The following is a 21,706-nucleotide window of genomic DNA, read 5'->3' as shown; positions in this document are numbered from 1 at the left end:
AAACATGCTGAGAGTTCATTATGGTCAGCAGTTGGAAGAACTGAACAAGGACCTGATTGAGATGGGAGCTTACTGTGAGGATTGTATCAGTGAGGTGGCAATCGCGCTGAATGGGAAGCAGAGAGCGGAGAACCAGAAGAGCGGAGAGCAGGAGGAGATGAATCTCCTGAATAAAGTTTACGTTACAGATGCCTCGATTGATCAGATGGAGAGAGACATCGAGTCGCTCTGCCTGAAACTTCTTCTTCAGCAGCAGCCGGTTGCCGGGGATTTGAGACTGATCTCTGCCGCGCTCAAAATGATTTCCGATATGGAGCGCATCGGTGACCAGTGTGCAGACATTGCGGATATTGTCCGGGTTCTCGACAGCAAAAATGCACTTGATCTGGAGTCTCATATCCACATTCAGGATATGGCGTCCGCGACGAAGAAGATGGTAACGGCAGCAGTTGATTCCTATGTAGCGCGCAACCTTGCGGCAGCACGGATTGTGATCCAGTCAGATGATGAAGTGGATGACTTATTTGACAAGGTGAAGAAAGAGATCATCGATCTTGTCGCAAAGTATCCGGAAAAAGGAGAGGCACTTCTCGATCTTCTGATGATTGCCAAGTATTTTGAGCGCATCGGAGATCACGCGACGAATGTTGCAGAGTGGGTGGAATTTTCCATCACCGGAGAACATCAGGCAAAGACGAAGTATCAGGACCTGAATTCCATCAAATAACTTCAACTAAATAACTTCAATGGAATAAATCCAATTAAATAAATCCAATCAGATAACTCAGAGGGAATCACGCGCCAGGAATAATCTCACCTCTATCGCTCATACTTTGGAAGTAGCCGGAAGCAGACGGAAATGGAGAGACGTGTTGCTTGGAACGGGAAACAAGACAGACAGGAACGATAGAGTGGAGGGGTGGGTGTGAACGACAGTTATCTGGAGGTTTTGCAGCACTACGAGGGGGAGCCGGACGGAGTCCGCCGGGGCCGGGGAGCATGGATCTGGGAGCAGAAAGACCGGATCTCACTGCTCAAAGAGTATCGCGGGACCGTGAAGCGGCTTGAATTTGAAGAAGCGGTTCTTCATGCCCTGAGAGAGCACGGAATTCCTCATGTGGACCAGTATATCCGCAACAAGGAAGGCGAGCTTGTCACGGCTGGGCCGGACGGCGCCCGGTATGTGCTGAAAGAATGGTTTTCTGAGCGGGAATGTAGTCTGCGCGACACGAGAGAGATTCTTGTTGCAGCAGAATGGATCGGGAGGCTTCACCGCGCATTCCAGGAGATTCCCTGGCAGGAGGCGTGGAGTATGGGTTCCACAATTCCGCCCGGACTGAGCTGCGAAATGGAGCGGCACAACCGGGAAATGAAGCGGGTTCGGACCTTTATCCGCGGAAAACGAAAGAAAAGTGAATTTGAACTCTGTGTGGCGGCGAGCTTTGAAAAGTTTTATGAGCAGGCGCTTGAGGCACAGGAGGGGCTGGAACGACTCGAGAAAAAGAATGAGAAGGACCGGCTTTTTTTGTGTCATGGAGACCTCGATCAGCATCATCTGCTGATGAAGAGAGATGAAGCCATTTTTGTGGAATTTCATCAGATGCACCGCGGCAGTCAGATGAGTGATTTGAGCCGTTTCATGCGAAAAATCATGGAAAAACACAGCTGGAACGAGATGCTGGGGCTGTCGCTGCTTGAGCGCTATGAGCAGGAAAATCCCCTCAGTGAGACGGAGAGAAACAGGCTGTATTACCTGCTTCTCTATCCGGAAAAATATCAGAAACAGCTCAATTATTACAACAACAGCAGCAAGGCATGGATTCCGGAGAAAAATGTGGAGAAGCTTAAGATGCTGACGTCGCAGCAGGAAAAAAGAATGCACTTTCTCGAAAAAATAAAGTAACAGAAATTCCCGGGTTTTTCTTCCTTTTTCTGGTGCATTGTTATATAATAAAAGCATCGCAGGTCGTACCCGTGACCTGACAGAAACATCGAAAAACCGATGCGAGCGGCACCGGAAAGACGATGAGAATGGGGAAAAACAGGAGGGAGTATTAGTTATGAAGGATTACATGAAGATTTATCAGGAATGGCTTGATAATCCGTACTTCGACGAGGCTACAAAAGAGGAACTGCGCGGAATTGCCGGAGATGAGAACGAGATCAAAGAGCGTTTCTATAAGGATCTGGAATTCGGTACCGCAGGTCTGCGTGGCATCATCGGCGCAGGCATCAACCGCATGAACATCTATGTGGTACGCCGTGCAACCCAGGGCCTTGCAAATTACATCATCAAGCAGGGCGGAGCAGACAGAGGCGTAGCAATCGCTTATGACTCCCGCCGCATGTCTCCTGAGTTTGCAGATGAGGCAGCACGCACGCTGGCAGCAAACGGAATCCGTGCTTACAAGTTTGAGTCCCTGCGCCCGACTCCGGAGCTGTCCTTTGCAGTGAGAGAGCTTGGATGCATCGCAGGAATCAATGTAACTGCAAGCCACAATCCGCCGGAGTACAACGGATACAAGGTATACTGGGAGGATGGCGCACAGTTCACTCCGCCGCACGACAAGGGCGTAACCGAGGAAGTTCTGGCAATCGAGGATCTGTCCACCGTTAAGACGATGACCGCTTCCGATGCAAAGTCCCTTGGACTTTACAAGGTAATCGGTGCAGAGATCGATGACAAGTATCTGGCTCACGTAGAGGCCCAGGTTGTCAACCAGGATGCCATCAACAAGATGCAGAAGGACATCAAGATCGTGTACACTCCTCTGCATGGAACAGGAAATGTTCTGGTGCGCCGTGCACTGCATGACATCGGTTTTGAGAATGTCTATGTTGTTCGTGAGCAGGAGCTTCCGGATGGTGAGTTCCCGACAGTAAGCTATCCGAACCCGGAGGCAGCAGAGGCATTTGCTCTTGGACTGAAGCTGGCAAAGGAGATCGATGCAGACCTTGTTCTTGCAACTGACCCGGATGCAGACCGTCTCGGCGTGTACGTGAAGGACACCAAGTCCGGCGAGTACATTTCCCTGACCGGAAATATGTCCGGTTCCCTGCTTTGTGAGTATGTTCTGAGCCAGAAGGCTGCACAGAACAAGATCCCGGCAGATGCTGAGGTTGTCAAGTCCATCGTGAGCACGAACCTCATCGATGCAGTTGCAGGTGCTTACAACTGTAAACTCGTAGAGTGCCTGACCGGATTCAAGTGGATCGGCCAGCAGATCCTCAAGGAGGAGAAGACCGGAGTTGGTCACTACATGTTCGGTATGGAGGAGAGCTACGGCTGTCTGATCGGCACCTATGCACGTGATAAGGATGCTGTCTCCGCTACCGTTGCCCTGTGCGAGGCTGCTGCTTACTACAAGACCAAGAACATGACTCTGTGGGATGCAATGGTTGCAATGTACGACAAGTACGGCTACTACAAGGATTCCGTAAAGTCCATCGGTCTGTCCGGTATCGAGGGTCTGGCAAAGATCCAGTCGATCATGGAGACTCTGAGAAACAACACTCCGGCAGAGGTTGGCGAGTACAAGGTTCTGTCCGCTCGTGACTATCAGAAGGATACGATCAAGGATATGGCAACCGGTGAGGTTGTTCCGACCGGTCTTCCGGCATCCAACGTTCTGTACTATGACATGAACGACAATGCATGGCTGTGCGTTCGTCCGTCCGGTACTGAGCCGAAGATCAAGTTCTACTATGGCGTAAAGGGAACTTCCCTTGCAGATGCAGACGAGAAGTCTGAGGCACTCGGAGCAGCTGTTGCAGCAATGGTGGACAAGCTGATGTAAGTGACATAAGGCCCAGATGGAAACGTTTGGGAAAACTTAGGATTCTGAGTTTAGAGGGAGTCAGACTGCTTTGCGGCGGTCCGGCTCCCTTTTGCGTGGGAGAAAATTGGTGCGAAAAAATAGTTGACAGGGATCGGACGTGCGTCTATACTGAATTTATCTTCACCGGATTTCTTTCCGGTCGGATTCTAAAGATATCGAGATGTTCATGCGCGGGTTTCGCGGACAGATCAGAGAAGAGAAATCAACAGAATAAACGAAAAAGAGCAGAATGCAGATATTTGCCCGGAGATTGTTCTTAAGAATGATTGTTCTCAAGAATGTTCCGGAAGCGGAAGATGCATTCGGAGAGGACAGATGAGTATGGAAATGGTGATGAGCGGAAGGCTCCAGTGCAGGGTGCGTGCGCGAGCGAAGCTGATGCAGTATTTTTTGAGTGTGCCGGAGTATCGCATGGCACTGATGGAACGAATTGGAAATCTTGGGATCGGGGAGAAAGCGATTCCTGAGAGCGTGCGTTGCCGTTTTCCGGGGGAAATCGGAGCAGCAGTCGAAAAAATGGCGGTGCTGAACGAGGAGGAACTGGAACTCGCATATGACCGGGTGGTGAAGGGCGCTGTTCTGGATGCATGGCTTGAGAACCAGACACTTGCAATCGCTTATCACAGCAGAAAGGCATTGGAACTTGACCAGAAGAGCATTGTCATTTCCATACAGAAGTATCTAGTCTATGCGCTCGTCAAAAATGAGAGATGTCTGAAAGAAATTCGTGCGTTTCGTGAGAAAAATTTGGGGTTTTCAAGATCAAACTTTGATTTTAAGAAAAATGGGGGCCAAGATCAAAATTTCCTCGCCTGGTTTCCTCAGTGGCAGAGGGAGGACGCGAGATGGTGTATGGAGCTTCTTGCACAGATTCGTCAGGACGCACCTCAAAAGGGAGATGCCTATCAGATGTTCTGGGAGATTGCGCAGAGTGGATACCGGAAAATGCAGAAATTTCTCCGCCAGTGTGACCGGATGAACGGAACGGTGTTTGCACAGTTCTCCTCCGAATCCGATATGGCACTCAGAATCTCGGCATCGGTGCTTGGAGTTGCGATGGCGGAGCAGCTCGGGATTCCAAGAGAGGAGGATTTTCTGTTCTACACCTTTCTTCCTGTGCTTCAGGATTATGAGATGCAGATGGAGGAGTGCGAGGAAGCCGTTGCCGTCAGTGCACAGGGCCGCAGGAAATGCCGGGAGATGAAAGCGGTCTATCGTTGTGAGGATTATGTCAAGAGCTGCCTCGAGCATCCTCTTCGGGATGTGAGTGATGAGATTCTCCGGAAGATGATGGCGGAAGAGGAAGGCATGGAAACCGATGACGGAGATGGCACGGAAATGGAATGCGATTACCGGGAGATCTTTTCAATTTTTCATATGAATCCGAGAATGTTGCAGGGGATTCAGCTTACGGATCAGGAGATGCAGAAGATTTTTTCTCTGAATGCAGATATGGAGTGGAGTGAGTATATGCCGTGGCTGTTGGCGGCAACGCTGTGCAAATATATCGGAAAGCTGACGGAGTACTGCGAGAGAGAACGACTGGAACAGGAGCAGGCAGATCGTATGCAGAGCATCGATGTGGGAGAGTGTGAGCGGCTCTTGCGGCGTCTTCAGGAACTTCAGAAGGAGAATGCTGATCTGAAAGCCCATTTAGAGCAGATGAAACAGGAAAAGCGAATTTTGGACCAGAGTCTGTGTCAGGCAAATCAGTGTCTGGAACAGAGAAAGGACCAGATGGAAGAGCTGAGGCGGGAGCAGGAACAGAGGGGAGAGGAACTGAACCAGCTAAGGCATTATGTTTGGCAGATGACAGAGAGCTTCCGCGGGACATCTGGAAATTCACAGAGTCCGTATTCGGGACAGAGTCCGTGTATAGATGAGCAGGTGAAAGATAAAGATACAGAAGAAAATTCTAATACGAGCAGATGTGCAGAAAATCTTCGGACAATCCTGAAAGGACGCCGGGTGATTGTGATCGGAGGTCATGTGAACTGGCAGAAAAGATTTCGGGAGCAATTTCCGCAGTGGCAGTTTGTCGCCGCAGATAAGAATAATTACGATGGGGAGAGTATCCGAAGCAAGGAAGTTATTATTGTGAACACGGCGGTGCTTAAGCATAGTTGTTATTACCGGGTGCTTGCCGAGAGAGGAGAAAACCAGATTCTCCTCTATGTGAACGGCAGCAACCCAGAACGCTGCATGCAGGAGCTGATTGAGCAGTTGAAGTGCGTTTGAGTGGGGATTGCTTAGATTTTCTCGCGCTCCGCCAAGCGAAGTACTCTATAAATTTTCTAATGTACTGCGCAACTCCTTCAGTGCAGAAGCAAAACGGCTGGAGATAGCACCCGGGTTTCGGCGGAGAATTTCGGGGGTACGTTTTCCGATGCGGGTTTTGAGAAGACTGCGCTTCTCGTTCAGCTGTTTGGACAGCTCCTGAATTTTTTCTTCGAATTCTTCTCTCTTCAGGCTGATTGTTTCATGGTGAAGCTCGGCAGATTCAACAACGGAATCGCGTACATTCTCTTTGATGCGATGAATCTCCTGTACCGTCTGGGCACGCAGGAGTGCAATCTGGACCTGCATATCCTCAAGTTCGGCACGCAGTTTGGTGATTGATTCGAGGGCACGGGCAAGATCGAGAGCTTCCTTCGTGGAATGGAAGGTATCATATCCGAAGAGAATCGTTGTCGTGATCAGGAAAAACCATTCTGTATGAGGCTTAATATCGAGAACGGCTTTTGCAATCGGCGGATGAATGACCTCAGTCATCAGGATTGTCAGAAATCCCCATGCAATGGAGGAACTCAGACAGATATATCCGTGCAGATTGAACTTCTGATTGCTGTAATCCCAATAGCGTACCTTAAATAGGCGTTCCATTGCCCATCCGGTGATGTACTCAAGAATCGTGGCGCCGATGACGCCGGAAAAATAGACAGCAATCAGGCTGTTTCTTACTGGAAGAGAGACCCACAGCATCATCACTGCACCGGTTCCATAGAGTGGAAGCATCGGAAGACGGAGAAAGCCGCGGTTGACAAAATGTCTCTGCTTCAGAGAAACATAGGTAGATTCAAAGATCCATCCGAAAAAACAGTAGACGTAAAAGAACGTCAGCCAGTGGTACCAAGCGTAAGTATACATGACAGTGAGTCCTTTCTAAAATGTAAAATGAAAGATAAGAAGCGTGTTTGCAGGACTTTTTCCCGCTGGAGGAGCCGTAACAGTGACCGACTGCGCACATTATACCATAAAACCGGACAATCAAAAAGACAGATGTTAGAGCGTGCCTGAAAATTCATATTTCAAACATGCTCTAGCATCTGTCTATCAGAAACCATGCCTGATGGCGTAGGAAACGGAGATTTCAGACGTGGTAATTTATGCGGTCGCCTGAACCCGCTTCTGGTAAAACCGCACGGCGCAGGACAGGGAGAAACAGATTGCGAAATAGCAGAGCGCGATGAACGCATACAGGGTTGTGATCTGTGCAGGACTGCGCAGGGAACCCATGACGATGCTGCTGTTGCGCATAAACTCAGCGATGTCGACTGCCTTCAGGAAGGAAGTATCCTTGATGATCGTGATAACCTGGGACAGCAGTGCCGGAATGATGCTCTTGAACGTTTGCGGGAGAACGATGTAGACCATCGTCTGCCAGAACGAGAAGCCCTGTGAGGCAGCTCCCTCAAACTGTCCTTTCGGGACATTATTGAGTCCGCCGCGGACAATCTCTGCGATCACAGCAGTTGTGAACAGCGTGCAGGCAAAGATGGCTTTCACGGTCGGATCTCCCTGCATGGTAAAGCGGATCCAGAGAATCCACAGGATGTTCGGAGTGCAGCGGAAAAACTCAATGTAAGCTCCGACAAGACGGGAGAGGATTGTCAGTTTTCCGGTGCAGAAGTGGCGGACCATTGCGACGAGTGTGCCGAAGAACAGACTCAGAATGATGGTACATGCCGAGATCAGTACGGTTGTCAAAAGTCCCTGCATCATAAAGAGAAGATTGGACTTTGTAAAGATTGATGCGAATACAGCAGCCATCCTATGCCACCCCCTTCAGTTTTTTCGGAACCGGAGTGCGCTTGGCGCGGATCTCCAGATAGCGGGAGAGCTTTGCGATCGGGAAGCAGATGACAAAGTACAGGAGTGCACAAGGCAGATATGCCTGCACAAAGTATCCCAGATCACTGCCCCAGGAATCCGCATGGTACATCAGATCCATGCCGGCGATCATTGCCAGAACGGAAGTGTTTTTTACGAGGTTCAAGGCCTGGTTTGCGAGAGGCGGCATAATCATCTTGAGCGTCTGCGGCAGGATGATGTAGCGCATCGTCTGGATGTAGGTGAAGCCCTGAGAGTATGCAGCATCAAACTGTCCTCTCGGAACAGCCTCGATACCGGTTCGGATGACTTCGGAGATATAGGCACCGTGGTAGATGCCGACACCGATGACACCGATGATGAATTTCGGAATTCTTCCACCGATCACGAACGGCAGGCAGTTGTAATAGAAGAAAACCTGCACGACGAGAGGGGTGTTCTGGAAAAATTCTACATAGATTCTTGCGATAAGATTCAAGATTTTTACTTTTACTGTGGAAAGCATTCCGAAAATGACGCCTAAGGCAAGCGCCAGCAGGAGTCCTGCCAGCGCTACTTTCAGTGTCATGATAAAACCTGGTATGTATTCCTCCGGGAGGACTTCAAGAAATGCCTTCCAGCCTTTTACGCTTAACAGTTCTTTTATCATGAGTTATTCGATTCCCCAACCTTTCAACATTTCATCCATCTTGCCGCTGCTCTTGAGATCATCCACAACGCCGTTTACCAGCTCTGCCAGTCCCTTGTTGTCGAGCTTGGAAGCAACGCCGTAATCCTGCTCTGCGAAGCGGTCAGGAAGAAGAGTGGTGGAGTCATCGTTGTAGCCTGCAAGGATGGCACGGTCAACAGAGAAGACATCGATATTCTTTGCGGCAAGTGCAGCTGCTAAAGACGGATATCCGTCAAACTCCTCGAATTCCGGTTTTACATCGATGTTATTTTCCTTGGTGTACTCGCCGAATACTTTTTCGGTTGTGGAACCCTGGGAAACACCGATGATCTTGCCGTCAAGGTCGTTGATCGATTCGATGCCTGAGTCTTTCAGAACGAGAAGACCGACTGCATCGGTATAGTAAGAATCAGAGAAATTCCATTTTTCTTTGCGCTCCGGAGTGATCGTATAAGTTGCGATGACGAGATCGACCTCACCGTTGTCGAGAAGCGGTCCTCTTGTCTTTGCGGTCACGCCCTGGAAAGCGACGAGATCTTTGTCCTTTGCCTCGTCAGCGGTGCATCCGAAGATCTTTCCTGCAATCTCATAAGCGAGATCGACTTCCACACCCTCCATCTTTCCGGTTTCCGGATTCTGGTAGCCGAACTTCGGAACATCGACTTTTGTTCCTACTTTCAGTTTGCCGGCATCGATGATCTTCTGGACGTCAGCGGCGGTGTCTCCAGATGCGGAGGAGTTGTCAGCAGCGGAACTTCCATCGGCAGCGGCAGCTGTGGTATCAGCGGCAGCAGTTGTGGAAGAGCCAGAATCGGAACCGGAGCATCCGGTCAGTGCAGCGGCCATCATCATAGCGGCAGCGAAGAGAGCGGTACCTGTCTTGAACATGTTCTTTTTCATAATTGTTTCCTCCTCAAAAAAGTTTCTTTGACTCATTTCTATACAAAAAGGCTCCCTGACGCATTTGTTCCTGTATGTGGGGTGGAAAATCGTCGAGGGAGCCTTTATGCTAGCGGGCAAAATATCGATTGTCGGCTTGCATTTTCAATGGATTTTGAATCGGCGCCATCGTGTGAAAAAAGGAAGATCAGTGAAGAATCTTGCTTAAGAACGCTTTTGTGCGCTCATTTTCCGGATTGGTGAAGAAATGTTCCGGAGTCCCTTCTTCTACAATATATCCGCCATCCATAAAGATGACGCGGTCAGCAACCTGTCTTGCAAATCCCATCTCGTGGGTGACACAAACCATCGTAATGTTTTCTTTGGAGAGTCCGACCATAACGTCGAGAACTTCCTGAACCATCTCCGGATCGAGAGCAGAAGTCGGCTCGTCGAAGAGGATCAGTTTCTGCTTGGTACAGAGCGCACGGGCAATTGCCACACGCTGCTGCTGACCACCGGAAAGGTTCTGGGGATAGGCGCCTGCCTTGTCGGCAAGACCGACGCGCTCAAGATATTTCATAGCCGTCTCTTCGGCTTCTTTTTTCGGGACTTTCTGCAGCTTGATCGGTGCTAGAGTCAGGTTCTGGAGAACGGTCATGTGCGGATACAGGTTAAACTGCTGAAAAACCATCGAGGAATATTTTCTTGCCATCTCGCCGCGGTTTTTCTTCGTCATCAGCTGGTCGTTGATGTAGACTTCTCCGGCAGTCGGTTCCTCCAAATAGTTCATGCAGCGGATCAGAGTGCTCTTACCGCTTCCGGACGGTCCGATGATGACGAGTTTTTCGCCTTCCTCAACAGTCAGATTGATGTTCTTTAAAACTTCCAGGCTTCCGTAGTTCTTTTTCAGGTTCTCAACTTTTATCATAATCTCTGCCACCTTTCTACTGAATCGTCATCGAAAACGTCTTTGGCGTCTCCCTGACCTGCAAAGCAAGAAAAAAGGCACTCGAACATGCCCCTGCTGCAGGGGATGCCGAGCGCCGTTGCTCATCTGAATCTATGCTGCATTTCTTTTCGAATTGCTTTTTTTGCATTATATGCGTCCAAAATTAAAAAGTCAATAGATTTTTAAAAAAAATACAATTTTAAGTCTGTTTGCACCACAACTTTTTAATTGTGACACTTTATTGAATTAAAATTGTGAAGGTGTAGCGTGTAAAAATGTGAGGGAGAACGGGCACAGAAGAAAAATAGGAAGAGAGATCCCGCATCAGAAGGAGTGAAGATGCCGCAGGATACGGGAACGCCTCGGTGGTTATGACAAAAAAACGACAGACTTGGAGTCTTGCACCATTTCCATAAATATGTTACACTCTTCGCAAAGGTCAGCGTGTATGGACCAGGTTTTTGTTGCTGTGAATGCAGGGAACAGTATCAGAAGTTTGCTCGTTGCTGGGAGCAGTAACCATTCAGAGAAGAGAGAAAGGGAGATACTCATGAATTTATCTTATCAGAGCACACGAGGCGGAGAGAGCGGTCTGACTGCTTCTCAGGCAATTTTGAAGGGTCTTGCAGATGACGGCGGTCTGTTTATGCCGGTGGAAATTCCGAAACTTGATATTCCGCTGAAGGAACTTTACGGAGCAAGCTATCAGGAGACCGCATACCAGGTGATGAAGCTGTTCTTCACCGATTTCACGGAGGAGGAGCTTCGCTACTGCATCAATCACGCTTACGATGAAAAATTTGATACCGAAGAGATTGCGCCGCTTGTAAAGGCAGATGGTGCTTATTATCTGGAACTGTTCCATGGAAAGACGATTGCGTTCAAGGATATGGCGCTCTCCATTCTTCCGTACCTGATGACGACGTCTGCAAAGAAGAATCAGGTGAAGAATGATATCGTGATTCTGACTGCGACCTCCGGCGATACCGGAAAGGCAGCACTTGCAGGATTTGCGGATGTTCCGGGAACGAGAATCATCGTCTTCTATCCGCAGGGAGGTGTCAGCCGGATTCAGGAGCTTCAGATGGTGACCCAGAAGGGAGACAATACCGCTGTTGTCGCAATCCACGGAAACTTTGACGATGCCCAGACCGGCGTGAAGAATATCTTCGGAGATAAGGAATTTGCAGAGCGCCTTGCAGCAAAGGGATTCCAGCTCTCCTCCGCAAACTCGATCAACATCGGCCGTCTCGTTCCGCAGATTGTATACTATGTATATGCATATGCAAAACTGGTGAATAATGGGGAGATTGCGGATGGAGATCCGATCAATGTGACGGTTCCGACCGGAAACTTTGGAAATATTCTGGCTGCTTACTTTGCAAAACAGCTCGGCGTGCCGATCAAGAAGCTGATCTGTGCATCCAACGACAACAAGGTGCTCTATGATTTCTTCCAGACCGGAACATATGACAGAAAGAGAGAGTTTATCCTGACGACCTCTCCGTCCATGGATATCCTGATTTCGAGCAACTTGGAGAGACTGATTTACTTAAGCACCGGATGTGATGCGGCTGCAACGAAAACTCTGATGAAAGAGCTGAGTGAGAAGGGTGCCTACACTGTGACTGACGCGCAGAAGGCATTCATGAAGGATTTCTGCGGCGGCTATGCGACAGAGAAAGAGGATGCCGATGAGATCCGCCACGTCTACGATGAGACCGGCTATGTGATCGATACCCACACGGCTGTCGCAAGTGCCGTTTGCCGGAAATACCGTGAGGAGACGAAGGATACGACTCCGACTGTGATCGCTTCCACTGCAAGCCCGTACAAGTTTGCCCACAGCGTTATGGCAGCAATCGCAGGTAAGCAGGATGACCGCGATGAGTTCGCAATCGTGGATGACCTGAGCAAGACTGCAAATGTTCCGGTTCCGCAGGCGGTTGAGGAGATCCGCACCGCTCCGGTCCGCCACACGAGAGTCTGCGATCGTACCGATATGGAGAAGGAAGTCGCAGAGATCCTCGGATTATAAAAAATAGCGTTGTGATAGAAACTATGCCTCATAGAAGAGATGCTTTTTGATGGTAAAAAAAATTCGAAAAGGCGAATCTCTTTGCCAAAAAAATAACGAGGGCTCTTTTCAAATCATAAAAAATGTATTATACTATGGATATGTTTTGAAAGAAAATATGTAACTGTGGGGATACTTGAGAAGGTATGTGACAGTTACCAAATATCATGAATGGAGGATGGAATCATGTTAGTATCTGCAACAGAAATGCTGAAAAAAGCAAAAGAAGGGCATTATGCAGTAGGACAGTTTAACATCAATAACCTGGAGTGGACAAAAGCAATCCTTGCTACGGCTCAGGAGATGAATTCCCCGGTAATTCTGGGTGTATCTGAGGGTGCCGGCAAGTATATGACTGGATTCAAGACGGTAGCTGCTATGGTTAAGGCAATGATCGAGGAGATGAATATCACCGTTCCGGTTGCTCTGCATCTGGATCACGGTACCTACGACGGCTGCTACAAGTGCATTAAGGCAGGTTTCTCCTCCATCATGTTTGATGGTTCTCACTACGCAATCGAAGAGAACGTAGAGAAGACCAAAGAGCTGGTTAAGGTTGCTCACGCAATGGGCCTGTCCATCGAGGCTGAGGTTGGTTCCATCGGCGGTGAGGAAGATGGCGTTATCGGTATGGGCGAGTGCGCAGACCCGAATGAGTGCAAGGCAATCGCAGATCTGGGCGTTGACTTCCTGGCAGCAGGTATCGGCAACATCCACGGAAAGTATCCGGCAAACTGGAAGGGCTTAAGCTTTGAGACTCTGGCTGCTGTTCAGGAGAAGACTGGTGATCTTCCGCTTGTTCTGCACGGCGGTACCGGAATCCCGGCTGATCAGATCAAGAAGGCAATTTCTCTCGGCGTTGCAAAGATCAATGTAAATACCGAGTGCCAGCTGGCATTTGCTGCTGCTACCCGTAAGTACATCGAGGAAGGCAAGGATGAGCAGGGTAAGGGCTTTGACCCGAGAAAACTTCTTGCACCGGGCGCTGAGGCAATCAAGGCAACCGTAAGAGAAAAGATTGAACTGTTTGGTTCCGCAAATAAGGCTTGAAAATAGGGGTCGAACTTAATAAAATAAACTTCTGATGGGAAAACAGGAAAAACTTGAAAAAGTACTTGCTTTTTCCGGTGAGATAGGTTATTTTAATAAAGAACGATGGCGTTCTTCTTAATAAGAAGGAGGGCGCCATCTTTTTTTATACAGGATATACGAAAACGATGCAGATTTATACATTTCTCATTTCTGTGTGAATTCGTCAGGAGCGGCAGGGAAGTCCAAAGCCCGTATGGACTGTATGAATCATCGAGGAGATCCGGAATGGAAATTCAAAGGAGAGGAAGGAAAAATTTATGAGCGAGATCGTAAATATGTCTGAAGTATTCGGCAAGAATGTCTTCAATGAGACTGTAATGAAAGAGCGTCTGCCGAAGGCTGTATTCAAGAAGCTGAAGAAAACCATCGAGGATGGTACCGAGCTGGATCCGTCTATCGCAGATGTTGTTGCTCATGCAATGATGGACTGGGCAATCGAGAGAGGAGCAACTCACTATACACATTGGTTCCAGCCGCTGACCGGCGTTACCGCTGAGAAACATGATTCCTTCATTTCTGCTCCGGATTCCGAGGGAAAAGTGATCATGGAATTCTCCGGCAAAGAGCTGATCAAGGGTGAGCCGGATGCATCCTCATTCCCGTCAGGCGGTCTTCGTGCTACCTTCGAGGCAAGAGGATATACCGCATGGGATTGTACTTCCCCGGCATTCTTAAAGGAAGATGCAATCGGTGTGACCCTGTGCATTCCGACCGCATTCTGTTCTTACACCGGTGAGGCACTTGACCAGAAGACCCCGCTTCTGCGTTCCATGCAGGCGATTGATGAGCAGTCCCTGAGAATTATGAGATTGTTCGGCAACACCACCGCAAAGCGCGTGGTTCCGTCCGTAGGACCGGAGCAGGAGTATTTCCTGGTTGACCGTGCAAAATATTTACAGAGAAAAGACCTGATCTATACCGGCCGTACCCTGTTCGGTGCAATGCCTCCGAAGGGCCAGGAGCTGGACGATCATTACTTCGGAGCAATCCGTGAGAGAATCGGTTCCTACATGAACGAGGTCAACAAGGAGCTGTGGAAGCTCGGCGTTACCGCTAAGACCCAGCACAATGAGGTTGCACCGGCACAGCATGAGCTGGCTCCGATCTACGATCAGGCAAACCTTGCAGTTGACCACAACCAGATGGTTATGGAGACCTTAAAGAAGGTTGCCGGCCGTCATGGACTGTCCTGCCTGCTTCATGAGAAGCCGTTCGCAGGTGTCAATGGTTCTGGTAAGCACAACAACTGGTCCCTGACCTCTGATGATGGCGTGAACCTGTTAAGCCCGGGCGAGACCCCGCACGAGAACATCCAGTTCCTTCTGGTTCTGGCATGTATCCTGAAGGCTGTTGATGTTCATGCAGACCTGCTTCGTGAGTCCGCAGCAGATGTCGGCAACGATCACCGTCTTGGAGCAAACGAGGCACCGCCAGCAATCATTTCCGTATTCTTAGGCGAACAGCTTGAGGATGTCATCGATCAGCTGTGCAGCACCGGTGAGGCAACTCACTCCAAGAAGGGCGGTACCTTAAAGACTGGCGTTGCAACCCTTCCGGATCTGGATAAGGATGCAACCGATCGTAACCGTACTTCACCGTTTGCATTTACCGGAAACAAGTTCGAGTTCCGTATGGTTGGTTCCGCAGACTCCATCGCTTCCCCGAACGTAGTTCTGAACACGATCGTTGCAGAGGCATTTAAGGAAGCAGCAGATGAGCTGGAGAAGGCAGATGACTTCGACACCGCTGTTCACGATATGATCAAGAAACTGCTCAGAGAGCACAAGCACATCATCTTCAACGGCAACGGTTACTCCGATGCATGGGTTGAGGAGGCTGAGCGCCGTGGTCTGCCGAACATCCGCTCTATGGTAGATGCAATCCCGGCACTGACGACTGAGAAGGCAATCAAGCTGTTCGAGTCTTTCAACGTATTCACCGAGGCAGAGCTTCAGTCCCGTGCAGAGGTTGAGTACGAGGCTTATGCAAAGGTCATCAACATCGAGGCAAAGACGATGCTCGACATGGCAGGCAAGCAGATCATTCCGGCAGTTATCAAGTACACCACTGAGCTGGCTGAGTCCTTAGGTAAGGTAAAGAGTGCTTGTCCGGAGGCTGACACCAGCGTACAGGCTGAACTGCTGACTGAGACTTCTGCTCTGCTGTCTGATATGAAGGTTGCACTGGCAGCACTGGCAGATATCGTCGAGGAGTGCGAGGGCATGGAGAGCGGAAGCGAGCAGGCTCACGCTTACCACGACAAGGTTGTTCCGGCAATGGCTGCTCTGCGTGCACCGGCAGATAAGCTGGAGATGATCGTGGACAAGGATCTGTGGCCGTTCCCGAGCTATGGCGATCTGATGTTTGAGGTATAAAAGATCAGATAGTTGTTCCATATATAGTTCTTTTATAAATATGAGTTCTTCTTTTGAGAAAATAAAGGTTGTTGGTTGTGCAGTGCGCAGGCAGTGACAGATGGATGTTATTGTTTGTGCACTGCATGAACGATGACAGCTAGACGGCGGTTCCGCAGGAGATGGCGGGACCGCCGTTTACTTTTTTCTGCGAATATTGTATGATAGAAATGACTTTATTTGAAAACCATATTATTGGACATGGGCAGGAGCTTTCTGAACGGTACATTTAAAATGATGGAAATAAGATCTGAGGAAAAGAATATGAATGTGGTTTATGCGTCAAATGACGCTTATGCAAGACATCTGGGCGTGTCGATGTACTCCCTCTTTGACCGGAATCAGGAGGTGGAGGAGATCACGGTCTGGGTGCTGTCGATGGCGATCTCAAAAGAAAATCAGGAGAACCTGAAAACGATTGCGGATCAGTACCGGCGCAGCCTGAACATCGTGGAGCTGGATGATCTCAAGGAGAGAATCGGATTTGAGGTGGAGACCGGCGGATACGATATCAGCATCATGCTTCGCCTGTTTGTCGGAGAGGCACTGCCGGAGAGCGTTGAGAGAATTCTCTATCTCGACTGTGACACGGTGGTCGCACAGCCGCTCAAGCATCTGTGGAGAACGGAGCTTCACGACCATGTGGTCGGTGCGGTGATGGAGCCGACGATCTATCCGGAAGTCAAGTCATCGATCGGGCTCGACCGTGATGACCCGTATTTCAATTCAGGGGTGTTGCTGATTGATCTGGAAAAGTGGAGAGAAGACGGGATTCAGCAAAGACTTCTCGATTTTTGGCGGGAAAAAGGCGGAAAACTGTTTGCGAGTGATCAGGATGTGATCAACGGGGGACTCAAAGGGCAGATCCAGATGATCTCCCCGCGGTACAATTTTTTCACAAATTACCGCTATTTTTCCTATCAGACGCTTGTCCGCCATGAGCCGGCATATCGGGCGGTGAAGAGAGAGCAGCTCACGACCGCAAAGCGTCACCCGGCGATCATCCATTACATGGGGGATGAGAGACCGTGGATTGCCGGAAACCGGAATCATTACCGGAAGGCATATGAATTTTATCTGGCGAGGACGCCGTGGGCGGGAACTCCGAAAGAAAAGGGAAAAGAGCGCTATATGTTCGCATATCATCTGATGGATTATGTAACGGCAGTCTGCCCGGCGATCCGCTGGGCGATCAGCCGTCAGATGGGAATGAATTTTGTGGAAAACAGAAAGAGAGAAAACGAGAAATGATTACGGTTTTGATGGCAACCTGGCAGGGAAAAAAATATCTGGAACAACAGCTTGACTCGATTCTGGCACAGACGGTACCAGTTCGGATCGTGATTTCCGATGACGGATCGGATGATGGAACGAGAGAACTTCTCGAGCGGTATGCCGAGTGGTATCCGAAGCAGATTGTGCTTCATCACCACCAGACCCCGCAGGAGCGCAGCGCGCTGACCTTACAGAAAGCGGGGGAAAAGGGGAGAGAGAGAATCCCGGCATCCGCGCAGAATTTCTTCTCCCTGCTGGAATTTGCGGATCAGGAGGACGAGAGCGACTATGTGATGCTCTCCGATCAGGATGATGTCTGGTTCAACGACAAGGTGAAGGTTCTCGCCGGAAGAATGCGCCAGATGGAAAAGCGCACAGGAAAGGAGATTCCGATTCTGCTCCACTCGGATATGGAGGTTGTGGATGATGATCTTGCGCCGATCGCTCCGAGCTTCTTTGAGTATCAGAACTGCCACCCGGAGCGCAACTCTTTTGCGGAGGTACTGATTGAAAATCCGGTGACCGGGGGTGCCTGTATAATGAACCGCGCACTCTTGCATCTCGTGGCAAAAGCACCGAAGAGCTGCTGCATGCATGACTGGTGGATTGCGCTTGTCGCTTCGTGCTTCGGTGTGATCGGCTGGGGCGATGAGGCGCTCTACCAGTATCGCCAGCACGAGGACAATGTGCTCGGTGCACACAAAAAGGGACTCCGGTCAGCACTGGAGAGCCGGAAGGGACGAGGCGAGGAGATCGCACGGGCCTATGGACAGATTTTTGCGCAGGCGACGGCATTTGGCCATCGTTTCTGGAAAGAGATGACACCGGAGCAGAAGAGTACGCTTCGCGCATTTTTGGCGCTTCCGTATCAGTCTCCGGCAGGCCGGGCAAAGAATATCATGCGCCATCATTTCAGCAAGAATTCCCGCCTCCAGACGCTTGCGATGTGCGTGACGATCCCTAAGATGGCAGGAGGGCAGCTCTCTCTTGACCGTCTCGAGTCTCAGGGACAGAGAATGCAGAAAGACCGCCCGATTCCCTGGAAGAGGGAGAAGGAGGACGAATCCCTGTGAAGATGAAAATCTGTAGTGTGATTTTAAACTACAACGATGCGGAGACGACCGAACAGCTTGTCCGCCTGATCCATGAGTATGATGTCCCGGAGGAGATTGTGGTTGTCGACAACGCGTCGACGGATGACTCGTGGGAGCAGTTAAAGGATCTGGGGGATGAGAAGATCCATGTGATCCGCTCGGAAAAGAACGGAGGATACGGAGCCGGGAACAATCTTGGTGTCCGCTATGCGGTGGAACACTGTAAGGCAACTCATGTGCTGATTATGAATCCGGATGTGACGATTGCGGAGGAGACGATCATCCGGATGATGAAACTTTTTGAGAAACATCCGGATATCGGAATTGTGAGTGCGCGGATGCATGACGTGACTTACGGGGAGATGACAGGCGGATGGCCGCTTCGCGGATATGTAAGACAGCTTCTTGCGATGGGTCCGGTCAGCCGCCGCCTGTTTGCTCCGCTTCTTGAGTATTCCAAGGCGTATTTTGAGGGGAAAAAGGCAGTCACGGTCGATGTCGTCCACGGTTCGCTGCTGATGGTGGACGCAGCGCGCTTTCTCGAGGCGGGAGGCTATGACGAGGGGATTTTCCTCTATCAGGAGGAGGATGTGCTCGGATGGAAGATGCGCACGATGGGACTTCGCACAGTCCTGCTTCTCGACAGGAGCTACGATCACGCGCATTCCGTGTCGATCAGCAAATCTTTTGCCGGTCAGATTGAAAGACAGCGTCTTCGTGAGCGGAGTGTGCTTTATTATATGAAGAACTATCTGCATATCAGCCGAATTCAGGAGTGGTTTGCAAGAGTGTGGTTTTGGGGAATCCGGATGGAAATTCGCATAGCACAGGTTTTCAGCCGAAAATAAAAAACGATGATGTGGGGTACAGACAGGGGTTGCGACATGATCTGAGAGGGAGGATGTATGGATAAGTTTAAGACAAAATTGCGCAGATACGGATGTTTTTTTCTCTGCGTTATGATGTTTTTTTCGCTGTTGCCGATGACGTCAGGTGCAGCAGAAAATGCAGCAGGAAAGACGGAGTCAAAGATTGTCCGGGTGGGCTGGTATGAGGATTCCTATCACATCACTGGTGCCAATGGAGGCCGAAGCGGTTACGGTTATGAGTACGAACAGGCGGTAGCTGCCTACACCGGCTGGCAGTATGAGTATGTAAAAGGCGACTTCGGAGAATTGCTTGGAAAGCTGCAGAACGGGGAAATCGATCTGATGGCGGCGCTCTCCTACACGGACGAGCGTGCGGAGACGATGCTGTTTTCCGAATTGCCGATGGGACAGGAAAAATATTATCTGTACGCAGATCTTACAAAAAAAGATATTTCCATATCGGATCTGTCGACTCTGAATGACAAGAAGATCATCGTCATGGAGGACAGCATCCAGGCGACGCAGTTTTCTGAGTGGGAGAAAGAGCATCATATAAAGACACAGCACATCAACATTGACAGCATCGAGCGGGCGATGGAGCTGACGGGAAAGCACGAGGTGGACGGCGTGATCTCGACAGAGACCCCGATCGGGGTCGAGGCCGGGATGTCTGCAATCGCCACAACCGGAGGCTCCGGCATCTATTACGGAATCAATAAGAACCGCCCGGATCTGAAGGTGGAGCTGGACAATGCGATGCGCTCGATGGAGTATGACAAACCGTTTTACTCCGATGATCTTTACAAGGAGTATCTCGCCGCAGAGTCCGTGGCAATTCTCTCCACGGAAGAACAGGAATGGCTGAAACAGCACGGCGCGATTCGGGTCGGGTATCTGAAGAACGAGGCAGGGATCAGCCTTTTGCAGGCGGAGACCGGTGAGGTTGTCGGCATGATCAACGATTACATCCAGTATGCAGCCGACTGTCTCGGGGATCATGCGCTGGCGTTTGATTTAGTGGGATTTGACTCTCAGGACGATGAGGTGCAGGCATTAAAAGATGGAGAAATCGACATGATTTTCCATGTTGCACAGAACCCGAATGCAGCGGAAGAAAATAATTTTTCTCTGTCCAACACGGTCTGGAGCGCGAATCTGGCGGCGATCACGACAAAGACATATTTTGATGAGAATGCAGAGAACACGATCGCGGTTCCGAAGGATAAGCTTGCATTGAAATGGTACATTTCCTACAACTATCCGCATTGGAACATGATTGAGTATGACACGCAGGAAGAAGCGCAGAAAGCTGTGCGCAGCGGAGATGCGGACTGCTTTGTTACCCGTTCAAGCCGGGTGGCAAATTATATCAAGGACGGCAAGTTCCATAGCGTCTCCCTGATGAAAGCGGAGAATATTTCTTTTGCAGTAAAACGCGGAAATTCGATCCTGATGTCGGTTTTGAATAAAACTCTGAAATCGATGCCGAGCACGATGCTCACGGGAGCGCTGTCCATGTACGACAATACTTCAAGAAAAGTCACAGTTATGGATTTCATCAAGGACAATCTGATTGTGGTTGCGGCGACCTTTATTTTCGTGTTCCTGCTTATTCTGCTGATGATTCTGGGATTTTTGAGAAAGTCGCTGCGCGCAGAAGAAAAGGCAAAAGAGGCGGTCGAGCAGTCCCGGGAGCTGAATAAAAAATTGCAGGAGAGCCAGCAGGATCTGAAGGCGGCCCTGATGCAGGCGGAGAGCGCCAACTCTGCAAAGACGACGTTCTTAAACAACATGTCGCACGACATCCGGACGCCGATGAATGCGATCATCGGATTTACCTCTCTTGCGGCTTCGCACATCGACAACAAGGAACTGGTGAAGGATTATCTGAAGAAGATCGGAACCTCGAGTGAGCATCTGCTCTCACTGATTAACGACGTGCTTGACATGAGCCGGATTGAGAGCGGAAGAGTGAAGATTGACGAGAAACCGCTTCATCTTCCGGATCTGCTTCACGACCTCCGCACAATCATCCGCCCGTCTGTGACTTCGAAACAGCTTGATTTCCTGATTGATACGGTCGATGTGGTAGATGAGGATATCATCGCGGATAAGCTGAGGCTGACGCAGGTCATCCTCAATATTCTGAGCAACGGTGTGAAATACAATAAAACGGGCGGTGTGCTCAGCCTGAGAGTCAAGCAGGAGAAAAAGGCGCCGAAGGGCTGTGCAACCTACCACTTTATTGTGAGGGACAGTGGAATCGGTATCAGCAAAGAGTTCCAGAAGCATATCTTTGAAATGAGGCTACCGCAATCCCACTGACTTTAGACGGTGGGTTAAGGTAGCCAAAAGTTAGATATTATTGTATGCTTATATCATGGGAACATGGAAATCTAAAAACAGACACAAATACTTATTACAATATCATATTA

Annotated in this window: 16 protein-coding genes; 11 read left to right on the top strand and 5 right to left on the bottom strand. The window is 49.8% G+C overall.

All coding sequences use genetic code 11. The features are described from left to right. Positions 1-7 precede the first annotated feature (7 nt). From phoU to ACR0QE_RS03805, 4 genes are all read left to right on the top strand, one after another. Entirely contained in the window at positions 8-727 is a 720-nt protein-coding gene (gene phoU, locus ACR0QE_RS03820; protein ID WP_432627077.1) for a phosphate signaling complex protein PhoU, read from the top strand. A gap of 198 nt (positions 728-925) precedes the next feature. Continuing rightward, complete coding sequence (locus ACR0QE_RS03815; protein ID WP_432627039.1) at positions 926-1,903, top strand: phosphotransferase; 978 nt, start codon at positions 926-928, stop codon at positions 1,901-1,903. A gap of 157 nt (positions 1,904-2,060) precedes the next feature. Continuing rightward, positions 2,061-3,797, top strand: a complete 1,737-nt coding sequence (locus ACR0QE_RS03810) for a phospho-sugar mutase (RefSeq protein ID WP_432627038.1) — start codon at positions 2,061-2,063, stop codon at positions 3,795-3,797. 357 nt (positions 3,798-4,154) lie between these two features. After that, entirely contained in the window at positions 4,155-6,077 is a 1,923-nt protein-coding gene (locus tag ACR0QE_RS03805; protein WP_432627037.1) for a hypothetical protein, read from the top strand. A 45-nt stretch (positions 6,078-6,122) separates the two neighbouring features. Here the strand turns inward: ACR0QE_RS03805 and ACR0QE_RS03800 are convergent, their stop codons facing one another. The 5 genes from ACR0QE_RS03800 to ACR0QE_RS03780 all read right to left on the bottom strand — a co-directional run bounded on the left by ACR0QE_RS03800 (position 6,123) and on the right by ACR0QE_RS03780 (position 10,429). Next, positions 6,123-6,986 (bottom strand): putative ABC transporter permease, encoded by an 864-nt coding sequence (locus ACR0QE_RS03800; protein WP_432627036.1) that lies wholly within the window; start codon positions 6,984-6,986, stop codon positions 6,123-6,125. A 237-nt stretch (positions 6,987-7,223) separates the two neighbouring features. Then, positions 7,224-7,889, bottom strand: a complete 666-nt coding sequence (locus ACR0QE_RS03795; RefSeq protein ID WP_432627035.1) for an amino acid ABC transporter permease — start codon at positions 7,887-7,889, stop codon at positions 7,224-7,226. A 1-nt stretch (position 7,890) separates the two neighbouring features. Continuing rightward, the gene (locus ACR0QE_RS03790) at positions 7,891-8,598 is read right to left on the bottom strand and encodes an amino acid ABC transporter permease (RefSeq protein WP_432627034.1); all 708 of its coding nucleotides are present in this window, start codon (positions 8,596-8,598) and stop codon (positions 7,891-7,893) included. Positions 8,599-8,601: 3 nt separating this feature from the next. Beyond that, positions 8,602-9,519, bottom strand: a complete 918-nt coding sequence (locus ACR0QE_RS03785; RefSeq protein ID WP_432627033.1) for a transporter substrate-binding domain-containing protein — start codon at positions 9,517-9,519, stop codon at positions 8,602-8,604. 187 nt (positions 9,520-9,706) lie between these two features. Further along, positions 9,707-10,429, bottom strand: a complete 723-nt coding sequence (locus ACR0QE_RS03780; RefSeq protein WP_177978087.1) for an ATP-binding cassette domain-containing protein — start codon at positions 10,427-10,429, stop codon at positions 9,707-9,709. A 571-nt stretch (positions 10,430-11,000) separates the two neighbouring features. Between ACR0QE_RS03780 and thrC the strand changes: the two genes are divergently transcribed. The 7 genes from thrC to ACR0QE_RS03745 all read left to right on the top strand — a co-directional run bounded on the left by thrC (position 11,001) and on the right by ACR0QE_RS03745 (position 21,596). Next, positions 11,001-12,488, top strand: a complete 1,488-nt coding sequence (gene thrC / locus ACR0QE_RS03775; protein ID WP_432627032.1) for a threonine synthase — start codon at positions 11,001-11,003, stop codon at positions 12,486-12,488. A 225-nt stretch (positions 12,489-12,713) separates the two neighbouring features. After that, complete coding sequence (fba, locus tag ACR0QE_RS03770; protein ID WP_432627031.1) at positions 12,714-13,577, top strand: class II fructose-1,6-bisphosphate aldolase; 864 nt, start codon at positions 12,714-12,716, stop codon at positions 13,575-13,577. Between the two features lie 299 nt (positions 13,578-13,876). Beyond that, entirely contained in the window at positions 13,877-15,994 is a 2,118-nt protein-coding gene (locus ACR0QE_RS03765; RefSeq protein ID WP_432627030.1) for a glutamine synthetase III, read from the top strand. 303 nt (positions 15,995-16,297) lie between these two features. Continuing rightward, positions 16,298-17,284, top strand: coding sequence for a glycosyltransferase family 8 protein (locus tag ACR0QE_RS03760; protein WP_432627029.1), 987 nt, complete (start codon positions 16,298-16,300; stop codon positions 17,282-17,284). Then, positions 17,281-18,381 (top strand): glycosyltransferase family 2 protein, encoded by a 1,101-nt coding sequence (locus ACR0QE_RS03755; RefSeq protein ID WP_432627028.1) that lies wholly within the window; start codon positions 17,281-17,283, stop codon positions 18,379-18,381. Before ACR0QE_RS03760 ends, ACR0QE_RS03755 begins: the two co-directional genes overlap by 4 nt. Before the next feature lie 2 nt (positions 18,382-18,383). Continuing rightward, entirely contained in the window at positions 18,384-19,250 is an 867-nt protein-coding gene (locus ACR0QE_RS03750) for a glycosyltransferase (protein WP_432627076.1), read from the top strand. A 57-nt stretch (positions 19,251-19,307) separates the two neighbouring features. After that, positions 19,308-21,596, top strand: a complete 2,289-nt coding sequence (locus ACR0QE_RS03745) for a transporter substrate-binding domain-containing protein (protein WP_432627027.1) — start codon at positions 19,308-19,310, stop codon at positions 21,594-21,596. The last annotated feature ends 110 nt before the right edge of the window (positions 21,597-21,706 follow it).

The sequence above is a fragment of the Brotaphodocola sp. genome (assembly GCF_050873065.1).
Classification (GTDB): domain Bacteria; phylum Bacillota; class Clostridia; order Lachnospirales; family Lachnospiraceae; genus Brotaphodocola.
The sequence above is the reverse complement of the archived record's forward strand: the minus strand, read 5'-3'. Positions and strand labels throughout refer to the sequence as shown.